The organism is Geobacillus sp. FSL W8-1251, assembly GCF_038005945.1.
Lineage (GTDB): Bacteria > Bacillota > Bacilli > Bacillales > Anoxybacillaceae > Geobacillus > Geobacillus stearothermophilus.
Window position 1 is genome coordinate 727,626 of the sequence record NZ_JBBOUF010000001.1, and the last position, 25,869, is coordinate 753,494.

The window sequence follows — 25,869 nt, forward strand, 5'->3', positions numbered from 1 at the left end:
GTATTATATATATGAGGGGAACAGCCCGTTTTATACGGCTACTGGCGGCGCTCCCGCTCCTCCTTCGCCCAGTCGCCTTTCAACAACTGAAACCAGCCGTTGCGCTTAAACCAGACGAACATCGTCATGCCGATCACCGCCATGGCAGCCAATACAACAAAGTATCCGTACTTCCAGTGCAATTCAGGCATATAATCAAAGTTCATCCCATAAATGCCGGCAATAAAGGAGAGCGGCATGAAAATGGTCGTAATGGCTGTAAATGTCATCATAATATTGTTCATTCGATTCGAGTTGAGCGATAAATAGCTGTCGCGGATATCCGCGGTAATTTCTCGGTTTGTCTCAATCATTTCCGACAGCTTCAGCAAATGATCATAAATGTCATGAAAGTACAGCTGCCGTTCTTTCATGCGCTGCAGCCGGTCGGAATGGATGATGCGGTACAACAAGTCGCGCATCGGCACGATCGTTCGGCGCAGCTTCGATAAATCGCCACGGATGTCAAACACTTTTTCAATAATGTCGTGAATCGGTTCATTGTTCGTATTCTCCTCTAAATCGTTCAGCACGTCTTCAATATGGTAAAGCGGTGGAAAATAATCATCCACAAGCTTGTCGATCAGCCGGTACATGACGTGAAACGGCCCCTGCTGAACATCTTCTTCATGCTTCAATCGCTCCCACACCTCATCGACCGCGTGAATGGCCGACTTATGAAACGAAACGATGAAATTTTGCCCGACAAACAAATCGACTTCCTCAGCCTCCAGCGTCATCCCGGCAATGGCATGAAGCACAACAAACAAGTAGCGGTCATAAAAATCGAGCTTCGGCCGCTGCACATATTCAAGACAGTCTTCAATCGCCAGTGGGTGAAAACGGAAAAAGGAGGCGAGCAGCGCCGATTCCTCATCCGTCGGCTCATGAAAGTCAACCCAATACCATGAGACGTCCGGGCTGTTGACAAGCGTTACGTCAACATCATACAAAATCTCAAATTCTTTTGTCACGACACACGTGCGAATCATCGCCATCACCTTTGCCTTGTTCTCCTCTTATCATAACCGAAAAACTGTTAAGTCCCAACAAAAAACGGGTATAAAAATCATATAGAGAAAAAATTGACAAAAAATATTTATCTAAATTTTCTTTACATTAGCATCAAAAACGACGATAATATTAAGAAAGGGAACTGTTTCGTTCCCATATGGGAGGGACTGAATCATGTACGAAAAACAATACCCGAATGAAGGCGCCGTTTTGTTCAACCAGCCGGAAGAAAAAAGCAGCTACGGGCCGATGGCCGAACAAGTGCTGAAAGAAGCGATCTTCCAGTTTCAAAGAAAAAAACTGATGGAACAAATTGATGAAGCGCTCGCGGCCGGCAACAAGCCGTTGTTTTTCAAGCTTTCCACCCAATATAACGACCTGTTGAAAAAATACGGCGCGTAAAAGGAGCGAACGAAGTTGGAAAGTGAATCGTCGATGACCAAGTGAGCCCCATTTCCGTTTGTGGGAACAATCCGGACGGAAAGGGGCTCGTTTTTGTTTTTTCGTTTTCCTCGCCAATGGTACAATAGAAACAAAAAAGAAAGGTGGACAACCGTGAAACACCTCATTCAACCACGTGTTCAAGCCATTCAGTTATCAGGCATCCGCCAATTTTTCAACCTTGTCGCTGACCGGCCGGGACTTGTTTCCTTGACGATCGGCCAGCCTGATTTCCCAACACCCGATCATGTCAAAGCAGCCGCTCAGGAGGCGATCGCCGCCGATTTCACGACGTATACAGTGAACGCCGGCCTGCTGGAACTGCGCCAGGCGGCTTGCCAATTCGTCGCTGACAAGTACGGCCTTCGCTACACGCCGGATGAAGTCATCGCCACCGTCGGCGCCAGCCAGGCGCTTGATATTACGTTTCGCACCATTTTAGAAGAAGGGACAGAAGTGCTTCTTCCCGCACCAGTCTATCCCGGCTATGAACCACTCATTCGCCTGTGCGGGGCGAAACCGGTATACATCGACACAAGGCCAAACGGTTTCCGTCTGTCGGCTGAGCTCATTGCGCCTTATTTGACGGAAAAGACGCGCTGCCTCGTTCTTCCATACCCATCCAATCCAACCGGGACGGCGCTGTCAGCCGAAGAGCTTGAGAACATCGCTTCCCTTTTGAAAGGACGGCCGATTTGGATCGTTTCCGATGAAATTTACAGCGAGCTCGTCTATCGCGGCCGCCATCACTCGATCGCCGAGTGGCTGCCGGAGCAGACGATCGTCATCAACGGTTTAAGCAAATCGCACTCCATGACCGGTTGGCGCATCGGGTTTGTCTTCGCTCCAGCGTTCGCCGTTGAACAAATGGTGAAAGTGCACCAATACAGCGTCTCATGCACGTCATCGATCAGCCAAAAAGCGGCGGTGGAGGCGCTGACCGCCGGCAAACACGACGCCGAGGCGATGCGCGCCGCTTACGCCGAACGGCTTGAGTATGCCTATCATCGTCTCACCGCCATGGGGTTGCCGGTTGAGAAGCCGGATGGAGCCTTTTACTTGTTTCCGTCAATCGCCGCCTTTGGCATGTCTTCGTTTGATTTTGCCCTCGATGTCGTCGAAAACGCCGGCGTCGCCCTCGTTCCCGGCAGCGCCTTTTCCGAATACGGTGAAGGCCATGTCCGCCTGTCGTACGCTTATTCGCTCGATGTGCTCAAAGAAGGGCTCGACCGGCTCGAGCGGTATATCCAAACGAAGCGCCGCAGACCGTAATGGTTTTCAAAAATCATATTGGCTTAGACCGCCATGCCCCCATAAGAAAAAGGCTGCTTTTCTTTCGACTTTTGTTCACCATTGGCTTTAGGGGAATATACAAGAAAAGGGGGTCCCAAAAGGATCGGGACACCCTCTTTCGTCTCTATATATACGCACTGACCGATTCTTCCGCACTATATTTTGTGTCTACCCTGAAGGCAGACAGCCTTTTGGGTCAGCACCCTCTTCTTTACTTATGGCACAAGCAATAGCTTGCCATGCGTTTTCCGCCCCTGCAACAGCCGATGCACTTCAGAAGCCTGCTCAAGCGGGTAGACGCCGCCGATCATCAGCTTCAGGCTTCCTTCCTGCACCCACGCGAGCAATTCCCGCAAACTTTGTTCGTACAACGCCCGCTTTTTCATGATTTGCGGCAAGAAAAAGCCGATCACTGACCAGTTTTTCGCCATCAGCCGGACTGGATTGAGACGCGTCATTCCCCCGCTCGCCGCCCCATATACGACCAGGCGGCCGAACGGAGCAAGGCAATCGAGCGTCTGATGAAAGACATCGCCGCCCGCCATTTCCAAAGCGACATCGACGCCGCGTCCACCGGTCGCCTCCATCACGTCCGCAGCCCAGCTGTCTTTTGTATAATCAATGGTGACATCAGCGCCAAGCTGTTTGGCGAGCGCTCGTTTTTCCTCCGTGCTTGCCGTGGCGATGACCATTTTGGCGCCGAACCGTTTCGCCAATTGGACGGCAATCGTCCCAACGCCGCCGGCTGCGGCATGAACGAGCACCGTCTCCCCTTCTTCCAAGCGGCCCATCGTTTTGAGAATATGGTAGGCGCTTAGCCCTTGCACCGGCAAGGCCGCCGCCTGGCGGGCATCCATTCCATCCGGAAGCGGCACGACCGCCCGTTCATCGACAGCGACAAACTCAGCGTAGCCGCCGGATTCGATCAACGCGACAACCCGCTGGCCCGGGCGGATGGATTCCACATCCGGACCGACTTCGCGGACGATGCCGGCCACCTCGGTGCCGGGCACGAACGGAAGCGGCGTCGGCACAACGTAGCGCCCTTCCCGCCTCGCTGTATCGGCGTAGTTCACACCGATCGCCTCAGCTTCAATCACCACTTGCCGTCCCGATGGCAACGGGCGCTCAGCCTCTTTTACTTGCAGCACTTCCGGACCGCCGTACTCAGCAAATTGCACGATTTTCACCGCTCATTCCCCTCTTTCGTCATCTTCATTTGCACGATATCGCGCACTTCCGCCGCCAACGGCCCGGGCTCGAGTTTCGGAATGACGGAAAGCGCTCCGTGCCAGTTGATGTAGTCGATCTCCTTTTCGAGGCCATAAGCCACCATCCAACGTCCGACCCGCGAGGCGGACAACACTTCTTTTGCCTTCTCCTCGCTTGCGTATTGCCGTTAAAACAGCCAAGCAGCCATCGCGCTGTCGGACAGCTCCGCCGCGGCGATCCCCTGCTCGACTAGACAATGGACAAAATATCCGGCGCCATAAAAGTCCTCCAGGCAAAAACGCCCGGATGAACCGGCGCAAATGGCGATAACGGTCTCTTCTTTGTGCGAACGGCCAATATGTTCGCTGACCGCCGGGCTGTTCAGCAAGCTCGCCGCATAGACCGCGCGGGCCGGCATTGCCTTGCGGAGCGCCACGGTGCCGTTTGTCGTCGACAAAACGACCGTTTTCTCCGGGCATACCGTCTGCAAAAACAGCGGCGCGGGCGGATGAAAGCCGACGATCGTCCGCCCTTCGTATTCGCCGACGAGCTCATAGCTGCCCTCTGGCAAGCGAAGCGCGATCTCCTTGGCCTCCTCGGCATCGCGCACCGGGATCACCGAACGAGCGCCGGCAGCGAGAACTGCTGTAATCGACGAGGTGGCAAGCAAAACATCGAACACGACAGCCACCTTTCGATCAGCAAGCGCCATCTCATCAATGTCTTCTTTGCGCAGCACGACATGCACTTTTGTCATCACGCCGCCTCACCGTCCTGTCGCCAGCTGCCATGCATGCTCAATGAGCGCTTCGACAAACTGGCCAAAATGGCGAAACCGCTCATCGTTCGTCTGGCCGCGGCGGTAGCGGTAATAAATTTGCTGGCAAATGACCGCTAATGTGAACTACCCACCACCTACGCTTCGCTTAGAGGTGGGGGCTTCAAGCGACTTGTGTGTGTTCGCTGAACGGTAAGCCACACACAAGAACCCTTTACGCTTCCCTTCGTTCCGAAGGTGTCCGTTCTAGCCATATTCTATCCTATTCGTTGGCTAACGCCAACCGAAATTCATCTCCCACTTTCACTGGTGCTGGCGCACCTTCACGTTTAGAAGTAGGAGACTTCTTTCGGAGGGAAGTTAAATAAACGTGTATATTGGACACATCACGTCCACTTTTTTTGGCATATGCCTCAATAAACTGTTCGCGCGTATAAAAACCGGGCCAAACAGCGGCCGGCGCAGCACCGCCTCCCACTCCCCACAGCGGGGCAAATACGTCAAATTCGACCGGCCGGCGGAAAATTGCTGGATCTCGAGCTCCCCATCCGGCATGTCCGGCAGCACCGTGCGCAAAAACTTGGCCAGCTTCCCTGCCGGCAGTTCTTCCCCCTTGCGCACTGGAATAATCGCTGTCATCTCCCTCTCCCCCTTGGTCAACAATTCAAGCGCGCCATTGCCGCCGCACGAACAGCATCCATCGACACACCTCGGATCAAACTTGTTTGTCTCTCTTTTCACTCGGCTTTCGAGACAGACGGCGCGCTCATGCCATCAAGCAGGATCTCCACCATCTGCTTCGCCACCTCGGCATCGGTCAGCTCTCCGTCCGGACGAAACCATTGGTAGCTCCAATTGGCCGCCCCAAGAACGGTAAGCGTGGCGATCGATGGCGACAAATCGCAGCGCAGTTCACCGCTTTTCATTCCTTCCTCAATCAACGACTGCAGCCGATAGCGGAACAAATCGCGCTTTTCTTTTACTTTCTGTAAATGCTCCTCATTCAAATGCTTCATTTCACGAAAAAAAATGCGAGCTTCCCCTCCTTGCCGTTCGACATTATGAATGAGCATGAAGATAATATCATACAGCTTTTCCCGCACCGAGCGCCGTTTATCGCTTATAATGCGCTCCTCTTCGTCAAGCAGCCTTTCAATGTAGCGAAGGTGAATATCCATCAACAGTTCTTCTTTGCTTGTAAAATAGTAATAAAACGTCCCTTTTGTCACCCCGAGGGCGTCAACGATGTCTTGGATCGATGTTTCGCTGAACCCATTTTGTTCAAACAGCTCAATGCTGGCAGCCATAATTTTCTCCTTCATGTTTTTACACCTCTTGCCTAAAATGTAGTCGCTGCCAGCTATTGTACCATAAAACGGCCAAGCCTGTTTCGGACTTGGCCGAAAGCCCTCTGTTATTGCGGGCGGGACGCCTCTTCACGCAAGGCGCGGCGCAAAATTTTCCCGACGTTCGTCTTCGGCAGTTCGGCACGGAACTCGACAATGCGCGGCACTTTGTACGCCGCTAAGTTTTTTCGGCAATGGGCGATGATCTCTTCCTCACTTGCTTGCATCCCCTCTTTCAGGACGATGATCGCCTTCACCGTTTCGCCGCGGTACGGATCAGGCACACCAACTGCCGCCGCCTCTTTCATCGCTGGATGTTCGTACAGCACTTCTTCGATTTCACGCGGATAAATGTTATAGCCGCCGGCGATGATCAGATCTTTGGCAACTAGCTCTTTATGCACCTCATCCGGCCCATCGGCCAGACGGAGCGTGCGCGAGTTCGCCCACATGGCAGCAAGCGGAAAATCGTTGCTCACCCCAGCGGCGCCAAACGCCTGAATGGCACGGTCGATCACTTTTAAGGCGACATTCGGAGCGACAACTTTAATCATGGCAATTTCTTTGCGCGCCGCTTTGTTGCCGACCGTATCCATCATGTACGCCGCCTTCATTGTCAACAGGCGCGCCTGCTCGATCTCAATGCGCGACTGAGCGATCCAATCGCGAATGACGCCATGGTCCGCAAGCCGCTTGCCGAACGCCACCCGCGACTGCACGCGCCGGCACATAAACTCAAGCGCCCGCTCCGCCGCTCCAATCAAGCGCATGCAATGGTGGATCTGTCCCGGTCCAAGCCGCCCTTGGGCGATGGCAAACCCTTTCCCTTCGCCCCAAATGATGTTCTCTTTCGGCACGCGCACATGGTCATACGTAATTTCGGCATGCCCGTGCGGCGCATGGTCAAAGCCGAACACCGGCAGCATCCGTTCGATTTTCACGCCCGGCGTATCAAGCGGAACGATGATCATCGACTGCTGCTCATGTTTTGGCGCATCGGGGTTCGTTTTTCCCATCACGATGGCGACTTTGCAGCGCGGGTCGCCGGCGCCGGACGACCACCATTTCCGTCCGGTGATGACATACTCATCGCCGTCGCGAACGATCGAAGCGCGAATGTTCGTCGCATCGCTCGACGCGACATCCGGCTCCGTCATCGAAAAGCACGAGCGGATTTCTCCGTTCAAGAGCGGGATGAACCATTTCCGCTTTTGTTCTTCTGTTCCATAGCGGACGAGTACTTCCATGTTGCCGGTATCCGGCGCATTGCAGTTGAACACTTCCGGAGCAATGAGCGAACGGCCCATAATTTCGCAAAGCGGCGCGTATTCGACGTTCGTTAAGCCGGCTCCGTATTCGCTGTCCGGCAAAAACAAGTTCCATAGCCCTTCTTTTTTCGCTTTTTCCTTCAGCTCTTCGATGATGGGCGGCACCCCTGACCATCTTGACTCTTGGGCGTTCAGCTGCTCCTCATACACCCTTTCGTTCGGATAAATGTACTCTTCAATGAAAGCGCTTAATTTTTTGATCAACTCTTGGACTTTCGGCGAATAGGAAAAGTCCATGTCATCCCCTCCCTGTATACTAACCGGTTAGTATGTGCCCTTTATTTCTACTATACCTCGACCAAAAGAAATATTCAATATTTTTTGATAAATATATCTCACATTCAAAAAAAGAGAGGACGAATCCGCCCCCCCATGTCACTGTCTGATATAGCGTTTGTACAATGCTTGCGTGCCGCTGTTTTCCTCACCGGCTTGCGCCAGCTCCTCATACATTTGTTTGGCGAGCGCCAGGCCTGGCAGCGGCAAGTTCATCCGCTCGGCTTCCTCAAGCGCAATTTTCATATCTTTAATGAAATGCTTGACGTAAAACCCCGGAGCAAAATCTCCTGACAACATGCGCGGCGCCAAGTTGCTCAGCGACCAGCTGCCGGCTGCCCCTTTGGCGATGCTTTCCAACACTTTGAATGGATCAAGACCAGCCCGCTTCGCATACGCCATGGCCTCGCAAACGCCGATCATATTGGTGGCGATGGCAATTTGGTTGCACATTTTCGTATGCTGGCCGGCTCCAGCTCCTCCTTGCCGCACGATGTTCGTGCCAAGCCGCTCGAGAATCGGCTTGCACGCCAAAAAGACGTCCTCATCACCGCCGACCATAATCGTCAACGTTCCTTCGCGCGCGCCGATGTCGCCGCCGGACACCGGGGCGTCCAAAGCATGGATGCCCTTTTGCTTGGCCGCCTCGTAAATCGATTGCGCGAGCGTCGGCGTTGACGTCGTCATATCGATGACATATGTTCCCGGCCGCGCATTCTCCAAAATGCCGCCCTCGCCGAAATACACTTGCTCGACATCGTGAGGATCGCCAACCATCGTCATGACGACATCCGCCTCCCGCGCCAAATCAGCAACCGTTTCCTTCCAAACCGCTCCTTCCTGAAGCAAGTCTTCCGCCTTTTCTTTTGTGCGTGTATAAGCTAGAAGTGGATAGCCCGCCTTCAGCAAGTGGCGCGCCATGCTTTTCCCCATGACGCCAAGGCCGATAAACCCGATCGTTTTCAACGCTGTCCTCTCCCTTCTTGTCCGTTTGGCCGCAAGTGCCCAGCGATCTGGCCACCACCTGCGCTTCGCTTAGCAGCGGAGGCTTCTTTCGAAAATCGTTAAATCGCTTTGACCATGCCGCCGTCGACGATCAACGCTTGTCCGGTGACGTACGAGTTCGCTTCAGACAATAGAAAGACGACGACGTTCGCAAATTCTTCCGGCGTCCCGTAGCGGCCGAGTGGAATGGCGCTTTTCATGCGCGCTTCCATTTCCTCTTTTGTAATGCCAAGCTTTTCGGCGTTCACCTTATCTAAAAAGGCGACGCGTTCTGTCGCAATCCGCCCGGGAGCGACGGTGTTGATCAAAATGTTGTCCCGCGCGAATTCCGTCGCCAACGTTTTCGTCAGCCCGACAATCCCGGTGCGAAACGTGTTCGACAAAATCAAGCCCGGAATCGGTTCTTTGATCGATGACGAAGCGATGTTGACAATTTTGCCGCCGTTTTTCTTTAAATATGGCAGCGCTTCACGAATCAGCCGAATGTAGCTCAATAAATTGAGCTCAAACGCATATTGCCAGTCTTCGTCGCTCACCGTTTCAAACGTTCCCGCCGGAGGGCCGCCGGCGTTGTTGACGAGCAAATCGATCGTCCCAAACGTTTCGACCGTTTTGGCGACCAGCTGGCGGATGTCTTCCGCCTTCGTCACATCTGCACGCGTGTAGGCGACGCGTCCCTTATGCAGCCCATTCAACTCCTCGGCTGCTTCCTGCAGCTTTTCTTCGTTCCAGCTCGTGATCATCACGTTCGCTCCTTCGAGCACAAGCGCCCGGGCGACCGCTTTGCCGAGCCCTTGGCTTGAGGCGGCGACCAATGCCGTTTTTCCGGCTAATCCGTACTCCATTGCCATCCCCCCCGAAAAATAGTCATATTAAGTAAATAATATTCGCGTTTGTTCGCCGTTTTCCTTCTTTTTTCGTTCACGAAAAAAGCGATCCGCTGGGCGAATCACTTTTTTCCTTCCATGAGAGAGCGAAATCGCTTCATTCCTTCCTCGACAGCAAGGGAGTCGACGTGAAACGGGTCAGGGTTGGCCGCCCGCATCGGATCGGCGTCAATCCGTACACCGATTGCCTTGGCGCCGTCGGCAGTTGCATCGTTGATGATGCTTTCGTGGGCGCCGTCACGGTGAAAGGAATGTGGATGGTCGTTTCGTCCGCGTTCCGGCATCAATGGTTCCCTCCTTTTTGCTTGTAGTGTACCACCGCATCGCGCAATCATGCCTTTTCGGTTCCGAATCGCGCTTTCCTTCAAAAACAGGTGACTGCACTTTTCTTTTTGTTCTTTTCCAAAAAAGGGGCTAACCCAAAAGGCTGTCTGTCTTCAGTATAGACACAAAATATAGTGCGGAAGAAGCGGTCGGTGTATATATAGAAACGAAAGAGGGTGTCCCGATCCTTTTGGGACATCCCCCGTTCCTGCCTTGGTTAGCTTTCCAACAATAAGTCTTCCGGATTTTCGATCAAGTCTTTCACCGTTTTCAAGAACCCGACGGCCTCTTTGCCATCGATAATGCGATGGTCGTACGACAAAGCAACATACATCATCGGCCGGTTTTCGATCCGCTCTTCGTCGATGGCGACCGGGCGCAGTTTGATCGAATGCATCCCTAAAATGCCGACTTGCGGGCCGTTGAGAAGCGGAGTCGACAGAAGCGAGCCGAAGACGCCGCCGTTTGTGATCGTAAACGTGCCGCCTTGCAAATCGGCAAGCGACAACTTATTGCTACGTGCTTTCGCCACCAATTCGGCAATGTCGCGCTCAATTTCGGCGAAGTTTTTCCGGTCGCAGTCGCGCACAACCGGAACGACAAGCCCTTCATCTGTCGATACGGCAACGCCGATATCGTAATATTTTTTCAGCAAAATCTCATCGCCTTGGATCTCCGCGTTGACGTACGGATATTTTTTCAGCGCCGCGACAGCCGCTTTGACGAAAAACGACATAAAGCCAAGGCGGACGTCATGCTCTTCGAAAAATTTATCTTTTTTCCGCTTGCGCAAATCGATGACCGCCGACATGTCAATTTCGTTAAATGTCGTCAACATCGCGGTCGTTTGCGTCACTTCCAGCAGCCGTTTGGCGATCGTTTGCCGACGGCGCGACATTTTTTCGCGGATGACCGGCTTGCCGGCCTCAGCGGTTGGAACGGCGGCCGGCGTCGACGTCGGCGCGGCTTGCGGCGCCGGCTGCGGAGCGGCGGCCGGCTGAGCGGCAAACGAGGCGACGTCTTGTTTGCGCACGCGTCCAAGCGGATCAACGGTCGGCACTTGCGTCAAGTCGATCCCTTTTTCACGCGCCATTTTCCGAGCAGCCGGCGAAGCAATCGGTCGTTGGCCTGGCGCTTGGGCAACCGCAACCGGCTGCGGCGCTGGCTGCTCAGCACGGTCGACCGGCACAGCCGGTTTTGGTTCCTCGGCCAGCTGCGGCGCCTTCTCTGGTGCAGGCGGTGCCGACGCCGCTCCTTCTCCGATAATGGCGATCGCTTGACCGACCGCAACCGTATCGCCTTCATTGGCAAGCAGCTGTTGCAAAACACCTGACTCTTCCGCCATAATTTCCACGTTCACTTTATCCGTTTCAAGCTCGCAAATTGATTCTCCTTTTTCCACGTAGTCGCCCGGTTTTTTCAGCCATTGGGCGATCGTTCCCTCCGTGATGGATTCTGCTAACTCTGGGACTTTGATCTCAGCCACGTTGATGCCCTCCTCAAATGTTCCGTAGTCATCATTCATGCTTCGTCAATGCACAGCGGATGATGCGCTCTTGCTCTTTTCGGTGGACGACCGGATCGCCTTCCGCCGGGCTGGCCCGCCGGCGCCGCCCAATGTAGCTGACATCGACACCCTCTGGAGCCAACGCCCGCAGACGCGGTTCCATATACAGCCATGCCCCCATGTTTTTCGGTTCTTCTTGCACCCAGACGAGCTCTTTGACGTTCGGATAGCGGGCGATGATGTCTTTCACCGCTTCTTCCGGGAACGGATACAGCTCTTCAATGCGCACGATATGCAGCCAGTCAAGACCTTCCATTTTGCCGATTTGTTCCGCCAAATCGATCATCAATTTTCCGGTGCCAAACACGATGCGTTCCACTTTGCCAGCGTCAGCGCCCAATCCCGGCTGTTCGAGCACCGGCGAGAACGCGCCGTCAACGAACGCTTCCGCATCCGACGCCGCCAGCGGATGGCGGAGCAAGCTTTTTGGCGTCATAATGATGAGCGGACGCACTTCTTCTCTTGTCAACAGCGCCGCCTGCCGCCGCAAAATATGGAAATATTGCGCGGCCGTCGATAAGTTGGCAACCGTCCAGTTGTTTTCCGCCGCCAGCTGCAAAAAGCGCTCGACGCGGCCGCTTGAATGTTCAGGGCCTTGCCCTTCGTAGCCGTGCGGCAAGAGCATGACAAGCCCGGATTTTTGCCCCCATTTCGCCCGGCCGGATGAAATGAATTGATCAAACATCACTTGCGCCATGTTGGCGAAGTCGCCAAATTGCGCTTCCCAAAGCACGAGCGTCTCCGGCGCGTAAACGTTGTATCCGTATTCATAGCCGAGCACGGCGGCTTCCGTCAGCGGGCTGTTGTACACGACAAACGACGCTTTGGCGCCGCTGATGTGGTGAAGCGGCACATACTCTTTACCGGTTTTCACGTCATGGAGCACCAAATGGCGCTGCGCAAACGTGCCGCGCTGCGAATCTTGCCCGGTCAAGCGGATCGGCACGCCGTCTTGCAAAATCGTGGCGAACGCCAAAATTTCCGCGTGCGCCCAATCGACTTTGCCGTTTTGCGCAAACACGCCGCTTCGCCGTTTTAAAATGCGCTCAAGCTTGTTAAAGACGTTGAATCCGTCCGGAAACTGCAACAATTCTTCGTTCACCCGATGGAGCACGTCTTTCGCCACGCTTGTTTTCACTTCCGGCAGCCGATCGACGACCGGTTTGGGCGGATCCATGATGAAATCAAGCTCGTCTTCGTTTTTCGGCACCCGCTCGTAGGCGATTTTCAGCCGTTCCGCCACCTCTTGCTCCATTTCGTCGACTTCCCGCTCGGTGATGATCCCTTTTTCCATCAATTTTTGCGCATACAGCCGGCGTACGGTCGGATGTTGGTTGATGATCGCGTACATCGTCGGGTTCGTCGCCATCGGCTCATCCATTTCATTATGACCGAAACGGCGGTAACCGATTAGGTCAATGACAAAGTCTTTTTTAAACCGCTGGCGGTAGGCAAACGCCAAGCATGCGGCCGCCAAACAAGCCTCCGGGTCGTCGGCATTGACGTGCACAATCGGCACCTCAAACCCTTTCGCCATATCGGAAGCATACGTCGTCGAGCGTGAATCGTAACTCTCCGTCGTAAAGCCAATCATGTTGTTGGCGATGATATGGATCGTCCCGCCGGTCGTATAGCCGCGCAGCTGGCTTAAGTTGAGCGTTTCCGCGACGATCCCTTGTCCCGGGAACGCGGCATCGCCGTGAATCAAGATGGCAAACGACGCATCAGTATTTTGCACCGGCACGCCTGGTTTTGTCCGATCTTCTTGCGCGGCGCGCGTGTAGCCAAGCACAACCGGATTGACCACTTCGAGATGGCTTGGGTTGTTAGCGAGCGTAATCCGCATCGTATGCACGCTTTTATTGCGAAGGCGGCGCGCCGCCCCCAAATGGTATTTCACGTCGCCCGTCCAGCCGTAGGTGATGGCCACCGCTCCTTCAGATGGAATAAAGTTTTTGCTCTCTGCATGCTGAAACTCGGCGAAAATCATTTCGTACGGCTTGCCGAGCACATGGGCAAGCACATTCAGCCGGCCGCGGTGCGCCATGCCGATGTTGACGGCGTCGATTTCATGTTCGATCGCTTGGCGGACGAGCTCATCCAAAAGCGGCACCATGGAATCAAGCCCTTCGATCGAAAACCGTTTTTGCCCGACATACGTCCGGTGGATGAACTTTTCAAACCCTTCCACTTCCGTCAGGCGGCGCAACAAAGCAACCCGCTCTTTGTTCGCCAGGCTCGGATAGTACGCTCCGGACTCAATTTGCTGGATGAGCCAGTTCCTTTCTTCTAGATTATGTACTTGCGAGAATTCAAACGCGATTTTGTCCGTGTAAATTTTGCGCAAATGCAAGATGGCGTCCCAGCCGTTTTTGACATGCGCCGGAGCGTGGGGACAAAGAAACGCGACCGGAATGCGCTTTAAATCCTCTTCCGTTAAATCGTATTCGTCAAGCTCCAAGCGGCACAGCTTTTTCTCCTTTTTGACAAGTGGATTCGTATCAGCAGCCAGATGGCCGTAATGGCGAATGCTGTCCGCCAGCTTGACGGCAGCGACAAGCTTGCTGAAAATCGTCGGCGTCTCCGGCAGCCGGAACGTTTGATGCGTTTTGGCCGCCTCGTCATCCGCAGAAGAAACCGGTTCTTCCAAAACCGGCGCCCCCCACTGTTCGAACAATTGTTTCAGTTCCGGGTCGATGCTGTTAGGGTCATCGAGGTACTGTTCATACATGTCGATGACATAACCGAGGTTCGGCCCGTAAAACTGGCTCCACGGTTGAGCGTAGTTCGTCTGTTTTGCCATCTTGAAAAAACCTCCACCTTGTTTTCGCATCGTTCGGGCTGGAAACAGCTATGCATGAAAGTCCTCATTTCGCTGCCAGCATCCCCAAACGTACAGCAAAATAAAAGTATAAACGTTTTCAATGTTTATTTTAGCACTATCGCCCACTAAAATCGACGAAGAAGCTGAAAAAATTTCACTATTGTATGAATACAAAAAAAGATCGTGACTGCACGACGGCGGGACATTCATGATTTTAAGTAAACGCCGACCGACATTCATCTCCCGCTTATTTTGGACTGCACCCTGTACAAAGCGAAAGTGAAAGTCTCCTATTCGAAAATGATTGAACGCCTCTTGCCTGCGCAAACGTTTAGCGGTGGGAGATTCTTTGGAACAACCGCTCCACGACAGGCTTGCCAGCCAAGCCATCCTCGTGTGTCCCACGGTTCCGTTGTCTTACGAAGACAGCAAGCGAAATCCTTCTTTTTTTGGGCGGCGTTAGGGAACATCCTGATGCTTCATCCCCCACTTACGCACGCGGAAATGGGAGCCTTCTCGGCTAGAGATGATAAAAAAGGCGCCCCGTTGCCGCTAGGACGCCTTCTATTTTTTATGAAATCTTAAACTTCTCAACCAGTTGTTTCAACTGCCGGCTCATTTCGCTTAACGCCTCCGCCGATTCGGTCACCGTCGAAAGCGCCTGCAACTGATCATCAGCCGAAGCAGCCACTTCTTCCGCCGCTGCCGCTGCTTGTTGGGCGATGGCGGCGATGTTTTGCATCGCCCCGACGACATCGTCTTTGCTCGCGTTCATCCGCTTTGCTTCCTCCATAATCCCAGCAAGCGCATCAGCCACTTGCTCCATCATGCCAGTGATTTTGACAAATGAATCGCCGGTCGTGTGCACCGCTTCCCGCTGTTCGTCGTACGCCTGCTTGGAGCGGCGGACCGCCTCCATCACCAGCCCGGCTTGCTGCTGGATGGCGGCGATCGTCGCGCGGATCATCTCCGTCGCTTTCGCGGATTGTTCGGCCAGCTTGCGCACTTCATCAGCGACAACGGCAAACCCTTTCCCATGCTCGCCAGCCCGCGCCGCCTCGATGCTGGCGTTTAACGCCAGCAAATTCGTCTGTCCGGAAATAGCCGTGATCGTTTGAATGACACCGTCAATTTCATCCATCTTTTTCACAAGGTCGCTAATGACATTTTCTACAGACTCGAGTTCATTTTTCGCTTCCTCCGATTTTTTCTGCAAAATGTTTAAATGCTCCAAGCCGTCGTAGCTCGCGGTTTTCGTTTCATCGGACAGCGACTCCATGCCAGCCGTCGCATTCGCAACCGCTTCGATTTGCTGCGACAGCGCTGTTGTCCGCTCATTGATCGTATCAAGGCTTCCTGCTTGATCGGTCGTTCCTTTGGCGATTTCGCTGATCGCTTTGGCCACTTGTTCGCTTGTCGCCATCGTTTCCTCTGAGACGGCGCTTAAATGATCAGCCGAGGCGGCCAGCTCGTTGACCGATCGGTTCACTTCGCCGATCAGCGCGCGCATATGATCGATCATCTCGTTAAAATGGCGGGCGAGGCGGCCAATCTCATCTTTGGCAGTGATGCGCGCGTGCACCGTCAAGTCGCCGCCCGCCGCCTTTTCGACTTGCTCTTGCAGCGCCACAATCGGCTTGGTGATTGAGCGCGCTAAGAAATAAACGACGACCAAAGCGATGATAAACGCAATCACCGTAATGACAAGCATGGTTGCTCCGAGCGAGCGGCTCATCGCGGATAAATCGCTTTCTCTATAGACAGCGCCGACTTTCCAGCCAAGCTTTGGAATCGTAGTGAAGTAAATCACCCGCCGTTCGCCGTCTTGCTCATATTCGTGCATTCCTTTTTCATGCTCGAGCATGTAGCGGACCGTCGCGTTTTTCGCCATGTTTTTCCCCTTGTATTGTGGGTGGACAACCGCCGTCCCCTTCGCGTCAAACAGCACCGGATAGCCGTTATAGCCGACGTCGCTCGCATTGACGATTCTTGTCACCGCATCGAGCGTCATATCGATGCCGATGACCGCAGCAATGCGGCCGTTTTCGCTCACCGCTTTGGCCAACGTCACAACGTGCTTGCCGGTAATCGCATCGACGTACGGTTCGGTCCACACCACTTCATCCGGCCGCTTCATCGCCGCTTTATACCACGGGCGGCTCGTCGGATCGTATCCGTCCGGGAGCTCTGTCATCGGCGATATATACATTTTCTTCTGCTCGGTGCCAATATAGATGAATTGCACATTCTCATGCAGGCGCAAAAACGTGCGGAACTGTTTCTCAAGCTGCAGCCACATTTTTTCATCTTGAATCATTTGCAAAGCCAACGGCGATTCACTGAATTGCACTAAGCTATTCTCCTCACTTTGAAAACTGTCGCGAATATCGCCGAGCAGTCCGTCAAGCGCCGTCTGCGCCCGCTGTTTCACGTCAGCATCCACCATCTTCCGCATTTGCACAACCCCAACGAGTTGTGTTGCTGCCAATGAAATCACTAACAATAAAGCCATCAAGACGATCAATTTGCTGCGCAATGTCCGGAACACTCTCTATTTCTCCCCTCTGTTTCCTCTTTTTGTCGAACCACGTCCATTATAATTATAAAAGGACAATCTTTGTCGAACCACGTCCATTATAATTATAAAAGGACAATCGTCCTGCGTCTATAGGATGAGCTTCTTATTCATACATAGAGAGCCGCGCCTGTGGGACATTAAACGTAGGCAGGTGAACCACAATGGGCGCGATTGAACATGAGGGCTATATATTTGAGATCGAATACAGCGTCTTGCTGCAAAAAGGGGCGCTGCACGTTTATCGCGACGGTGAATTGATTGAGGAAATTGAGTTTGCATTTTGCGGCGAAAAGCCCGATGAACAGCAAATCGATGCGCTTGTGAGCGAGTATGTCGAGCAAAAAACCTCCGGCCGCTGTTAGTTGTCGGAGGCTTTTCTTGCCATTTTTTCACGTTTTCCGTTATGATGAGGGTAAAAAAGCAAGGGGGATCAGCATGTACGATAAACATTTATACGTCTTTGACGGCAACACCCCGCGCGAAGCGGTCATCCGCAACTATACGACAGACGACTTTGCTGATCTCATCCGCGTGCAGCAAGAAAGTTTAGAAGACGAAGAATCGCTCAACCATGCCGTGTTAATGGAATGGCGCAATCCGTTCAAGCAAAAACAAGGACACAATTGACAGAAACGAAAAAAAGGAATCACCCGCATCGGCCGCGAACTAAGAAAAGGAGAACGACCGACGGAAAAGAATCGCGGCCGATGAAATCGATTTTGTATAGTGATCCGCTTGCTCCTTTGCTTATTCGCAATGAATTGTTTTCCCTGCTGCCAGCGCACATTTCCCGTTTGACCGTCGTTTGCATCGGCAGCAGCCGCATCAACGGCGACAGCTTAGGGCCGTTCGTCGGCACGCTGCTGGAAAACGCTTATCCGGATCATTTGACCGTCATCGGTAACTTAGGAAGCCTGTCGATGCAACGAACATTCATCGTGTTTCCGAGCGGCTGCAACACGAGCGCGGAGCGTATGTGGTGGCAATCGACAGCATTGTCGGGCCGCAGCCGTTTGTCCATACGATCGCCATCCGCCCTGGCGCCCTTTCCCCTGGCACGGCGCTCGGCAAATCGCTGCCACCGGTCGGAGACATCAGCGTCATGGGAGTCATGATGGAGGACACGGCCGATGTAAGCGCGCTTCCGTATACGAATTTGCACATAGTTTACCAAATGGCGAAAGTTATCGCTATCGGCCTTTCGCTTACGGTCCGGCAGCGGTATGGCTATGAATCGTCGACGCCGCTGTTGGCATAACGCAAAACGAAAAAAGCGCGGCGAACGTAAACGTCGCCACGCTTTCATTCAGGCAAGTGAAAATGTTCGTTTGACAAACGACACGACTTCCTCAGCCGTGCCGAGCGACAACACCGTCTCTTTGATGCGAGCCGCCTCTTCTTTCGCCAATTGTTTCAACTGAGCACGCGCCGGCAAAATCGAGGTGGCGCTCATGCTGAACTCATCAAGGCCAAGAGCAAGCAAAATCGGAATCGCGATCGGGTCGCCGGCCATTTCCCCGCACATCCCGACCCATTTTCCTTCGCGATGGGCGGCATCGATCACGTGGCTGATGAGCCGCAAAATCGCCGGGTTGTACGGCTGGTACAAATACGCAACCCGCTCATTCATCCGATCGGCCGCCATCGTATATTGGATCAGGTCGTTCGTTCCAATGCTGAAGAAATCGACTTCTTTCGCAAACTGGTCCGCCATGACGGCAGCTGCCGGGATTTCCACCATCATGCCGACTTCAATTCCATCCGCAACGGCAACCCCTTGGCGGAGGAGCGCCTCTTTTTCTTCAAGCAAAATGGCTTTCGCTTGGCGGAATTCATCGAGCGTCGCAATCATCGGGAACATGATTTTCAAATTGCCGTGCACGCTCGCCCGCAGCAAGGCGCGCAGCTGCGTGCGGAACATGTCTTGCATCTCAAGGCAAAGGCGGATCGCCCGGAACCCTAAGAACGGATTCATTTCTTTCGGCAGCTGCAAATACGGCAGCTCTTTGTCGCCGCCAATGTCAAGCGTCCGGACGACGACCGGCTTGCCATTCATTTGTTCCAGCACCGTTTTGTAAGCCACAAACTGTTCGTCTTCCGTCGGCAGTTCCGAGCGTCCCATGTATAGAAATTCTGTGCGATACAATCCGATGCCTTCCGCTCCGTTCGCCAACGCTCCTTTCACATCGTCTGGCGTGCCGATGTTGGCAGCCAGCTCGACATGAATGCCGTCAGCCGTCACGGTCGCCTCGTGAACGAGTTTCGCCCATTCTGCCTTTTGCGCCTCGTAGCGGGCCCGTTTTTGTTCATATTGGGCGAGCAACTCCGGCGATGGATTGATGATTACTTGGCCGTCGAGCCCATCGACAATGACGATGTCGCCGTTTTTTACTTCCGCCGTCACCGTCTTCGTGCCGACGACGGCAGGGATTTCGAGCGAACGGGCCATAATTGCTGAATGCGACGTCCGCCCGCCGATGTCGGTGGCAAATCCTTTCACATATTGGCGGTTCAGCTGCGCCGTATCGGATGGCGTCAAGTCTTCCGCGATAATAACGACTTCCTCAGAAATGAGGCTCGGGTTCGAGATTGTGACGCCAAGCAGATGGGCGAGGACGCGCTTTGTCACATCGCGGATGTCGGCGGCCCGTTCTTTCATATATTCATTGTCCATCGCCTCGAACATCGAGATGAAAAACGAGGCGGTTTCATCGAGAGCGTACTCGGCATTGACGCGCTCCGTTTGGATTTTTTCTTTAATCGGGTTCAACAATTCTGGGTCGTCAAGCACAAGCAAGTGGGCGGCAAAAATGGCCGCTTTGTCTTCGCCAAGCTTTTCCAAGGCATGCTTCTTGATGGCTTCCAGCTCTTCTTTCGCTTTCGCCACCGCCGTCTCAAACCGCGCTACTTCCGCTTCAACATCGGCAACAGCCCGTTTTTCGGCTGCCAAATCAGGGGTTTCTAAGCGGTATGCCTTCGCGATGGCAATACCGCTCGATGCAGCAATCCCATGGATCGTTTTTTCGCGGATTGCGTTTCCCATTATTCTGCAAGGCCTTCTTTCGCCAACGTATCCGTTAACGCCGCCATTGCTTCCGCCGCATCGTCCCCTTCTGCCGTGATTTTGATCGTTGCCCCTTTCGGAATGCCTAACGACATGACGCCCATGATCGATTTTAAGTTCACTGTTTTGCCGTTGTACTCAAGATGGATTTCGCTGTTGAATTTGCTCGCCGTTTGCACCAAAATCGTCGCCGGACGAGCGTGGATGCCGGAATCCGAAACGACTTTAAACGTTTTTTCTGCCATGTTCATCATTCCCCTTTTTTTCAATTTTTAATTTTTCCTTTGCCATCATATCAAATGCAGGGGCGGGATGGCAACGGAAAATGCTTGTCCCCGCCCCGCGGCGAATAAGCAGCTTAGCGGATCGTCACAACAGCGTCTTCTCCTCGAGCAACTGAGCCTTGCTTGTTGACGTGAACCGTTTCGCCGGCTTGGAGATTCGTGAAAATCACCGGTGTGACGATCGATGGGGCGTTCTGTTTGACATAATCAAGGTCGACGCGCAAAATCGGCTGTCCTTTTTTCACTTCGTCGCCTTCCTTCACAAGCGCTTCAAACCCTTGGCCGTTCAGCTTCACCGTATCGATGCCGACGTGGATCAACATTTCATGCCCGCCGGCCGACTGAATGCCAATGGCGTGCTTCGTCGGAAAGACGTTGATGATCTTCCCATCAACCGGAGAGACGACCGTGCCGTCCGTCGGCATGACTGCGAACCCATCGCCCATCATTTTTTGCGAAAACACTTGGTCCGGCACTTCAGCGAGCGGAACGATTTCTCCGGACATCGGCGAAGCGATCGTTTCAGACTCCGCGGCTTCCGAAGCCGCTGTTTTCGGCTTTTCTTCTTCCGCCGCACGGGCCGGCGCTTTTCCTTGCATGATGTCTTGAATTTGCCCTTTTAACATATCCGATTTCGGACCGAAAATCGCTTGCACGTTGTTGCCGACTTCCAGCACCCCGGCAGCGCCAAGCGCCTTCAGGCGGTCTTTATCGACTTGGCTAATGTCATGGACCGACACGCGCAAACGTGTAATGCAGGCGTCCAAATGTTCGATGTTTTCCTTTCCGCCAAGAGCAGCGAGCACTTTATACGGTAGGTCGCCATCAGCGGCCGCCTCGGCTTTCGGTGCTTCCTCGACCGTTTTTTCCCGGCCTGGCGTCGCCAAATCCCATTTGCGGATCGCAAAACGGAATCCGAAATAATAAATCACGGCAAACACCAAGCCGACCGGAATGACAAGCCACCATGCCGTCCGGTTTGGCAGAACGCCAAACAGCAAGAAGTCAATGACCCCGCCGGAGAACGTCATCCCGATCTTGACGTTCAACAAGTGCATGATCATAAACGACAAGCCGGCAAAAACGCAGTGAATGGCAAACAGCGCCGGGGCGACAAACAAGAACGAAAATTCGATCGGTTCGGTAATCCCGGTCAAAAACGATGTCAACGCAGCCGATCCCATAATGCCGGCCACAACTTTTTTGTTTTCCGGCCGCGCTTCATGGTAAATCGCAAGCGCCGCTGCTGGAAGGCCGAACATCATAAACGGAAACTTCCCGGTCATGAACGTGCCGGCCGTCAGTTCCACGCCGTCTTTCAGCTGCTCGAAAAAGATTTTTTGGTCGCCACGGACCACTTGCCCGGCTTTATTGACGTATTCGCCAAATTCAAACCAAAACGGTGCATAGAAAATATGATGCAAGCCAAACGGAATCAACGCCCGTTCGATGACGCCGAAAATAAAGGCGGCCAACGTTTTGTTCGCCTCGATCATATTGTGCGAAAACGCATTGAGCCCGTGCTGAATCGGCGGCCAGATGAATGTCATGATAATGCCGAGCACGACCGCAGACGCCGCCGTCACGATCGGCACGAACCGCTTGCCGGCAAAAAAGCCGAGATATTGAGGCAGTTCGATATTGAAGTATTTGTTGTACATGTACGCGGCCAAAATCCCGACGATAATCCCGCCAAAGACGCCGGTTTGCAGCGTCGGGATGCCGAGAATGTTGGCATACGACGGGTCAGCGCCGACCATATCGGCCGTTACACCTAAGATGACGCTCATCGTCACGTTCATAATCAAGTAGCCGATGATCGCCGCCAAGCCTGCGACTCCGTCCCCGCCGGCAAGGCCGATCGCTACGCCGACCGCAAACAAGAGCGACAAGTTGGAGAAGACGATGCCGCCCGCTTGCTCCATCACGTTGGAGATGAGCACGACCCAATCGGCTTTTAATGCGGGAATTTTATCCGTGAGCGCCGGGTTTTTCAACGCATTGCCAAACGCCAGCAAAATCCCGGCCGCCGGCAAAATCGCCACCGGCAACATGAGCGCTTTCCCGACTTTTTGCAGCGTGCCAAACGCTCGCTTCATCTTCATAACCTCCTTTAGGTTTCTTTTCTTAAGTTTTGCAGCAAACAGCCGATTCATGTATCGAAAATGGAGCGGACGCTTCCGAGGGCATCGGCGCAATAAAAAAGGCATGACTAAAGAGAGGCAAAAAGAACGCTTACAACAGCGCGCATACATTTGCAGCTGTTGCCGCCTTATTTGCCCTCTTTACTCATGCCTGATCGAGTCAGTAACACGTAAAGCGAGACAACCTATGCAGTTGTATTGTTCTTTTTCTCCGCCAGCCGTTGCAAATGCAACGTCAAATAGACCGCCTCGGCATCGTCCGCCGGCAGATGAAGCGTTTGCTGCATGACCTTAACCAACTTCCATGCTAGATTATAGCACAATGGATACGCTTCCTTCAAGATTTTCGACAAATTTTTTGGTTCTTCGACTTTTTCGCCTTTTTTCATCCGCTCAATCGCATAGCGCAAATGGCGGACGAAACGCAAATAATGAACGCTCTCGCGGTCGATGTCAACGCCAAGCTGTTGCTCGACGATCTTGACAAGGTCAGCAATGAGCTGGGAATATCGATTCGCTTCCGACACGCTTTGTTTCGAAATCGCGCTATGAATATGAAGAGCAATAAAGCCTGTCTCCCCTTCAGGCAGAGAGACTCCGAGCTTTTGTTCAATCGTGCGGGCCACTTCATGGGCAATTTCATATTCCAACGGATACAAGCTTTTCGTCTCAGCCAAAAACGGGTTTTTGACGTCCAATCCTTGCTCAAGCCGCTTTAATGTAAAGGCGATATGGTCCGTCAGCGCCACATGGATGTGCTCATCGAGCGGTGCGCCCACGCGTTGCTGAATATGTTGAACCACCTCGCTCATGAGGGCGATGAATTCTTCGCTCAATTCCGGAAGCAGCTTTTTGTATTGCTCTTGTTCGCGTTCGTTTTTGAGGACGAAACATTTTTCCACGGCACTTTCCGCAATTTCATCCCCCTTTTTTTTGCCGAAGCCGATCCCCTTGCCGAGCAGGACGACTTCGCCATACTGGGAGTGGAAAGCGATTAAAACGTTGTTATTGAGCGCCTTTTCCACACGGAACGACTGCTCCATCGGGCCCCCTCCTTTCCGTGCCGCCTGTCCGCCGTTCATCCACGTGACTAATTATAAATCGGAAAGCCGTCCTTCTCAATGAAAAAAAGATGGAGGTTTTTTGGATGGGAGGCTGTTCTTCTTTCCATACTATAGGGGGCGATGCCATGAAGGGGGAATTCGCATGCCATACATTTCCATCAACAGCCGCGTCCGTCTCTATTATGAAGAAAAAGGGAACGGAACACCGCTATTGTTCATCCATCCCCCTGGGATGGGGCATGTCGTTTTTTGCCGCCAAAAGCCGCTTGCCCGCGATTTTCGCCTCATTTTATACGACATGCGCGGCAACGGGCGAAGCAGTCCGTCGGATGGACCGATTACGGTGCCGCTGCTCGCCGATGACGTCTCGGTGTTGCTTCGCTCCCTCGGCATCGGGCGCGCGATCATTTGCGGCTACTCCAGCGGCGGGTCGGTCGCACTTGATTTCGCCCTTCGCTATCCACAGCATGTAAAGCAACTTATTTTGATTAGCGGATTTCCTGAAGTGTGTACCCCGCTGCTGTGGGGTGAGTTTTGGCTTGGCATTTCCGCCGCCAAACTCAGAGCCATCCCACTGCTCTCCTTGGCGCTCGCCCTCGGGCACGGAACAAACCAGCGCGAGCGGCGGCTGTTGAGGCGGTACGCCCAGATGGCCAACAAGCGGGATTTAGAGGCCGCGTATCGGGCTGGGCTCGTCTACCGCTGCACGGAGCAGCTCTCCTCCCTGCGCCTGCCGGTGTCGCTCATTTACGGAGCGCGCGACCGTTACATTCATTTCTATATCACCATATTTCGCCGCTATGTGCCGCATGCTGGTGTTGTGTTGATCGACCAGGCCTGCCATCAAATTCCGACCAAACATAGCGAGGAGTTAAATGGCATTTTGCGCATGTACGGCCGGCGGTGACCGATGGGAAGAAAGGAGGGGGAAGCATGTCGAAAAAAGGGAGACAAAACAAAGTAAGCCAAGAAGTGGCCAACCCGACCGTCTCGAAAACAGAGGCGGAAATGGCCAAAGACAGCGTTGACACCGCCAAGCAAGCGAAAAAAAACCGCTCATAGCGACAGCGAGGCTGCCCTTTTTTGGGGACAGCCCCGCTGTTTTGCCGCTATAGCGCCGGCCATCGGCCCGGCTGCCCACTTCGACGGCGACTAGGCCGTCCGGCGCACCGGATGAAGACGGCTGAAAATCATCTTCAATAACGGCGGCGTCACAACAGTCGTTACCAATACGACGATGATCATGACCGCAAACATGTTCCCATCAAGCAGGCCGGCTTCCAAGCCGATGCCGGCGATGATGAGCGCCACCTCACCGCGCGACACCATGCCAGCGCCGACCGCCAGCGAGCTTCCCCACGAAAATCCGGCCCATTTTGCCCCCAGCGCGGCGCCGACAAGCTTTGTCAAAATCGCGAGCGCACTCCAACCGACAATCAGCGGCCAATGCTCGACGATGCCGGAAAAGTCGGCCGCAACCCCGATGGAGGTAAAAAAGACAGGGACAAACAAAGAATAGGCGATCGTTTCCACTTTCTCAAATACTTCTTCCCGATAGTCCGTAAAACTCGCGCCAAGCCCGGCCATATAGGCGCCGATGATCGCCGCCACCCCCATCGCCTCAGCAAAATAGGCAAAGGCAAAACAGATGACCAGCCCGGCCGAGACAACCGCCTCTGTCACACGCAACGGGGCAAACCACTTTAATACGAGCGGGATGGCTTTCCAAGCGAGCAAAATGGCGACGGCAAAAAAAACAGCTTTTTTCAGCACGACCGCACCAAGCTCGACATCGCCGCCAGTTAGGCTTAATAAAAACGCCAAGGCAATGACGACCAGCACGTCGTCGATGACTGCCGCGCCAAGAATCGCTGATCCTTCCTTCGATTGCAGCTGTCCCATCTCTTTGAGCGCCTGCACGGAAATGCTGACGCTCGTTGCGGACAGCAAAAGTCCGAGGAAAAGAGCCGTGCCGGTTTCCATGCCGAACGCTGCGCCGGCCGCATACCCGGCGAGCAGCGGAACGAGAATGCCAAGCACTCCGACCGCCACAGCAGCTTTTCCAGTGCGCCGAAACTGGTCCATATCCGTCTCAAGGCCGGCGATAAACATAAGCAAAATGACGCCGATTTGACTTAACTCCTGCAAAAGATCCGTATCCTCGATCACACCGAACACGCTCGGGCCAAGCACAATGCCGATGAGCAGCTTGCCGAGCACGGCGGGCTGGCCAAGGCGCACGGCCGCATCACCGGCAAGTTTGGCGGCGAACAAAATGACCGCCAGTTGGGCAATCAACATCCCTTCACACTCCTTCGCTTTAAGTCTCTTTTTCGAATTACGTTTATCATGCGTGGAAGGTTTCACTTTTATCATTTCCCGAATTCAGGCCAAAACGAAA

At 53.6% G+C, this 25,869-nt stretch carries 19 protein-coding genes and 5 pseudogenes; 7 read left to right on the plus strand and 17 right to left on the minus strand.

Going from position 1 to position 25,869, the window contains the following annotated elements:
• Positions 1-38: 38 nt before the first annotated feature.
• Positions 39-1,037 carry a magnesium/cobalt transporter CorA gene (corA, locus tag NSS88_RS03690; protein ID WP_033016246.1) on the minus strand — a complete coding sequence of 333 codons (999 nt, stop codon included), beginning with the start codon at positions 1,035-1,037 and terminating at the stop codon, positions 39-41.
• A 190-nt stretch (positions 1,038-1,227) separates the two neighbouring features.
• Here corA and NSS88_RS03695 point away from each other — a divergent pair, with 190 nt between their 5' ends.
• The gene (locus NSS88_RS03695) at positions 1,228-1,455 is read left to right on the plus strand and encodes an IDEAL domain-containing protein (protein WP_033016247.1); all 228 of its coding nucleotides are present in this window, start codon (positions 1,228-1,230) and stop codon (positions 1,453-1,455) included.
• Positions 1,456-1,608: 153 nt separating this feature from the next.
• Positions 1,609-2,766, plus strand: coding sequence for an aminotransferase A (locus tag NSS88_RS03700; RefSeq protein ID WP_049624554.1), 1,158 nt, complete (start codon positions 1,609-1,611; stop codon positions 2,764-2,766).
• A gap of 236 nt (positions 2,767-3,002) precedes the next feature.
• Here NSS88_RS03700 and NSS88_RS03705 read toward each other — a convergent pair whose 3' ends face one another.
• From NSS88_RS03705 to NSS88_RS03760, 11 genes and pseudogenes are all read right to left on the minus strand, one after another.
• Positions 3,003-3,977 (minus strand): quinone oxidoreductase family protein, encoded by a 975-nt coding sequence (locus tag NSS88_RS03705; RefSeq protein ID WP_341083120.1) that lies wholly within the window; start codon positions 3,975-3,977, stop codon positions 3,003-3,005.
• Positions 3,974-4,756: pseudogene (locus NSS88_RS03710) on the minus strand (2-phosphosulfolactate phosphatase). The gene NSS88_RS03705 and the pseudogene NSS88_RS03710 overlap by 4 nt, the downstream one beginning before the upstream one ends.
• Before the next feature lie 432 nt (positions 4,757-5,188).
• A pseudogene (locus NSS88_RS03720) lies at positions 5,189-5,416 on the minus strand (phosphotransferase family protein); the annotation flags it as partial.
• 98 nt (positions 5,417-5,514) lie between these two features.
• Positions 5,515-6,099, minus strand: coding sequence for a TetR/AcrR family transcriptional regulator (locus NSS88_RS03725; RefSeq protein WP_055358216.1), 585 nt, complete (start codon positions 6,097-6,099; stop codon positions 5,515-5,517).
• 92 nt (positions 6,100-6,191) lie between these two features.
• Positions 6,192-7,688, minus strand: coding sequence for an acyl-CoA dehydrogenase family protein (locus NSS88_RS03730; protein WP_082432193.1), 1,497 nt, complete (start codon positions 7,686-7,688; stop codon positions 6,192-6,194).
• Between the two features lie 138 nt (positions 7,689-7,826).
• Positions 7,827-8,723, minus strand: a pseudogene (locus NSS88_RS03735) (NAD(P)-dependent oxidoreductase); the annotation flags it as partial.
• 68 nt (positions 8,724-8,791) lie between these two features.
• On the minus strand, positions 8,792-9,577 hold the full coding sequence (locus tag NSS88_RS03740; protein WP_341083125.1) for an SDR family oxidoreductase: 786 nt from the start codon (positions 9,575-9,577) through the stop codon (positions 8,792-8,794).
• A gap of 104 nt (positions 9,578-9,681) precedes the next feature.
• Entirely contained in the window at positions 9,682-9,903 is a 222-nt protein-coding gene (locus NSS88_RS03745) for a hypothetical protein (RefSeq protein ID WP_152968861.1), read from the minus strand.
• Between the two features lie 257 nt (positions 9,904-10,160).
• The gene (gene odhB, locus NSS88_RS03750) at positions 10,161-11,429 is read right to left on the minus strand and encodes a 2-oxoglutarate dehydrogenase complex dihydrolipoyllysine-residue succinyltransferase (protein WP_055358232.1); all 1,269 of its coding nucleotides are present in this window, start codon (positions 11,427-11,429) and stop codon (positions 10,161-10,163) included.
• Between the two features lie 31 nt (positions 11,430-11,460).
• A complete protein-coding gene (locus NSS88_RS03755; RefSeq protein WP_055358219.1) occupies positions 11,461-14,313 on the minus strand; it encodes a 2-oxoglutarate dehydrogenase E1 component in 2,853 nt (950 codons plus the stop codon).
• A 592-nt stretch (positions 14,314-14,905) separates the two neighbouring features.
• Positions 14,906-16,882 carry a methyl-accepting chemotaxis protein gene (locus NSS88_RS03760; protein WP_055358220.1) on the minus strand — a complete coding sequence of 659 codons (1,977 nt, stop codon included), beginning with the start codon at positions 16,880-16,882 and terminating at the stop codon, positions 14,906-14,908.
• Positions 16,883-17,073: 191 nt separating this feature from the next.
• On the opposite strand from NSS88_RS03760, the gene NSS88_RS03765 reads away from it, so the two are divergent.
• From NSS88_RS03765 to yyaC, 3 genes and pseudogenes are all read left to right on the plus strand, one after another.
• Complete coding sequence (locus tag NSS88_RS03765) at positions 17,074-17,274, plus strand: YbxH family protein (RefSeq protein WP_055358221.1); 201 nt, start codon at positions 17,074-17,076, stop codon at positions 17,272-17,274.
• A pseudogene (locus NSS88_RS03770) lies at positions 17,243-17,458 on the plus strand (GNAT family N-acetyltransferase); the annotation flags it as partial. The gene NSS88_RS03765 and the pseudogene NSS88_RS03770, both read left to right, overlap by 32 nt.
• Positions 17,459-17,619: 161 nt before the next feature.
• Positions 17,620-18,170: pseudogene (gene yyaC / locus NSS88_RS03775) on the plus strand (spore protease YyaC).
• Between the two features lie 48 nt (positions 18,171-18,218).
• Here yyaC and ptsP read toward each other — a convergent pair.
• From ptsP to glcT, 4 genes are all read right to left on the minus strand, one after another.
• Entirely contained in the window at positions 18,219-19,955 is a 1,737-nt protein-coding gene (ptsP, locus tag NSS88_RS03780) for a phosphoenolpyruvate--protein phosphotransferase (RefSeq protein WP_341083132.1), read from the minus strand.
• Entirely contained in the window at positions 19,955-20,221 is a 267-nt protein-coding gene (locus NSS88_RS03785; protein ID WP_328075017.1) for a phosphocarrier protein HPr, read from the minus strand. Before NSS88_RS03785 ends, ptsP begins: the two co-directional genes overlap by 1 nt.
• Positions 20,222-20,334: 113 nt before the next feature.
• The gene (ptsG, locus tag NSS88_RS03790; protein WP_061580875.1) at positions 20,335-22,359 is read right to left on the minus strand and encodes a glucose-specific PTS transporter subunit IIBC; all 2,025 of its coding nucleotides are present in this window, start codon (positions 22,357-22,359) and stop codon (positions 20,335-20,337) included.
• A gap of 230 nt (positions 22,360-22,589) precedes the next feature.
• Positions 22,590-23,447 (minus strand): glucose PTS transporter transcription antiterminator GlcT, encoded by an 858-nt coding sequence (gene glcT / locus NSS88_RS03795; RefSeq protein ID WP_033010766.1) that lies wholly within the window; start codon positions 23,445-23,447, stop codon positions 22,590-22,592.
• 163 nt (positions 23,448-23,610) lie between these two features.
• Here glcT and NSS88_RS03800 point away from each other — a divergent pair, with 163 nt between their 5' ends.
• Positions 23,611-24,375 (plus strand): alpha/beta fold hydrolase, encoded by a 765-nt coding sequence (locus NSS88_RS03800; RefSeq protein ID WP_055358225.1) that lies wholly within the window; start codon positions 23,611-23,613, stop codon positions 24,373-24,375.
• Positions 24,376-24,401: 26 nt separating this feature from the next.
• Entirely contained in the window at positions 24,402-24,530 is a 129-nt protein-coding gene (locus NSS88_RS03805) for a hypothetical protein (RefSeq protein WP_255350130.1), read from the plus strand.
• A 90-nt stretch (positions 24,531-24,620) separates the two neighbouring features.
• On the opposite strand, the gene NSS88_RS03810 is transcribed toward NSS88_RS03805, so the two are convergent.
• On the minus strand, positions 24,621-25,769 hold the full coding sequence (locus NSS88_RS03810) for a cation:proton antiporter (RefSeq protein WP_014195304.1): 1,149 nt from the start codon (positions 25,767-25,769) through the stop codon (positions 24,621-24,623).
• Positions 25,770-25,869 lie beyond the last annotated feature (100 nt).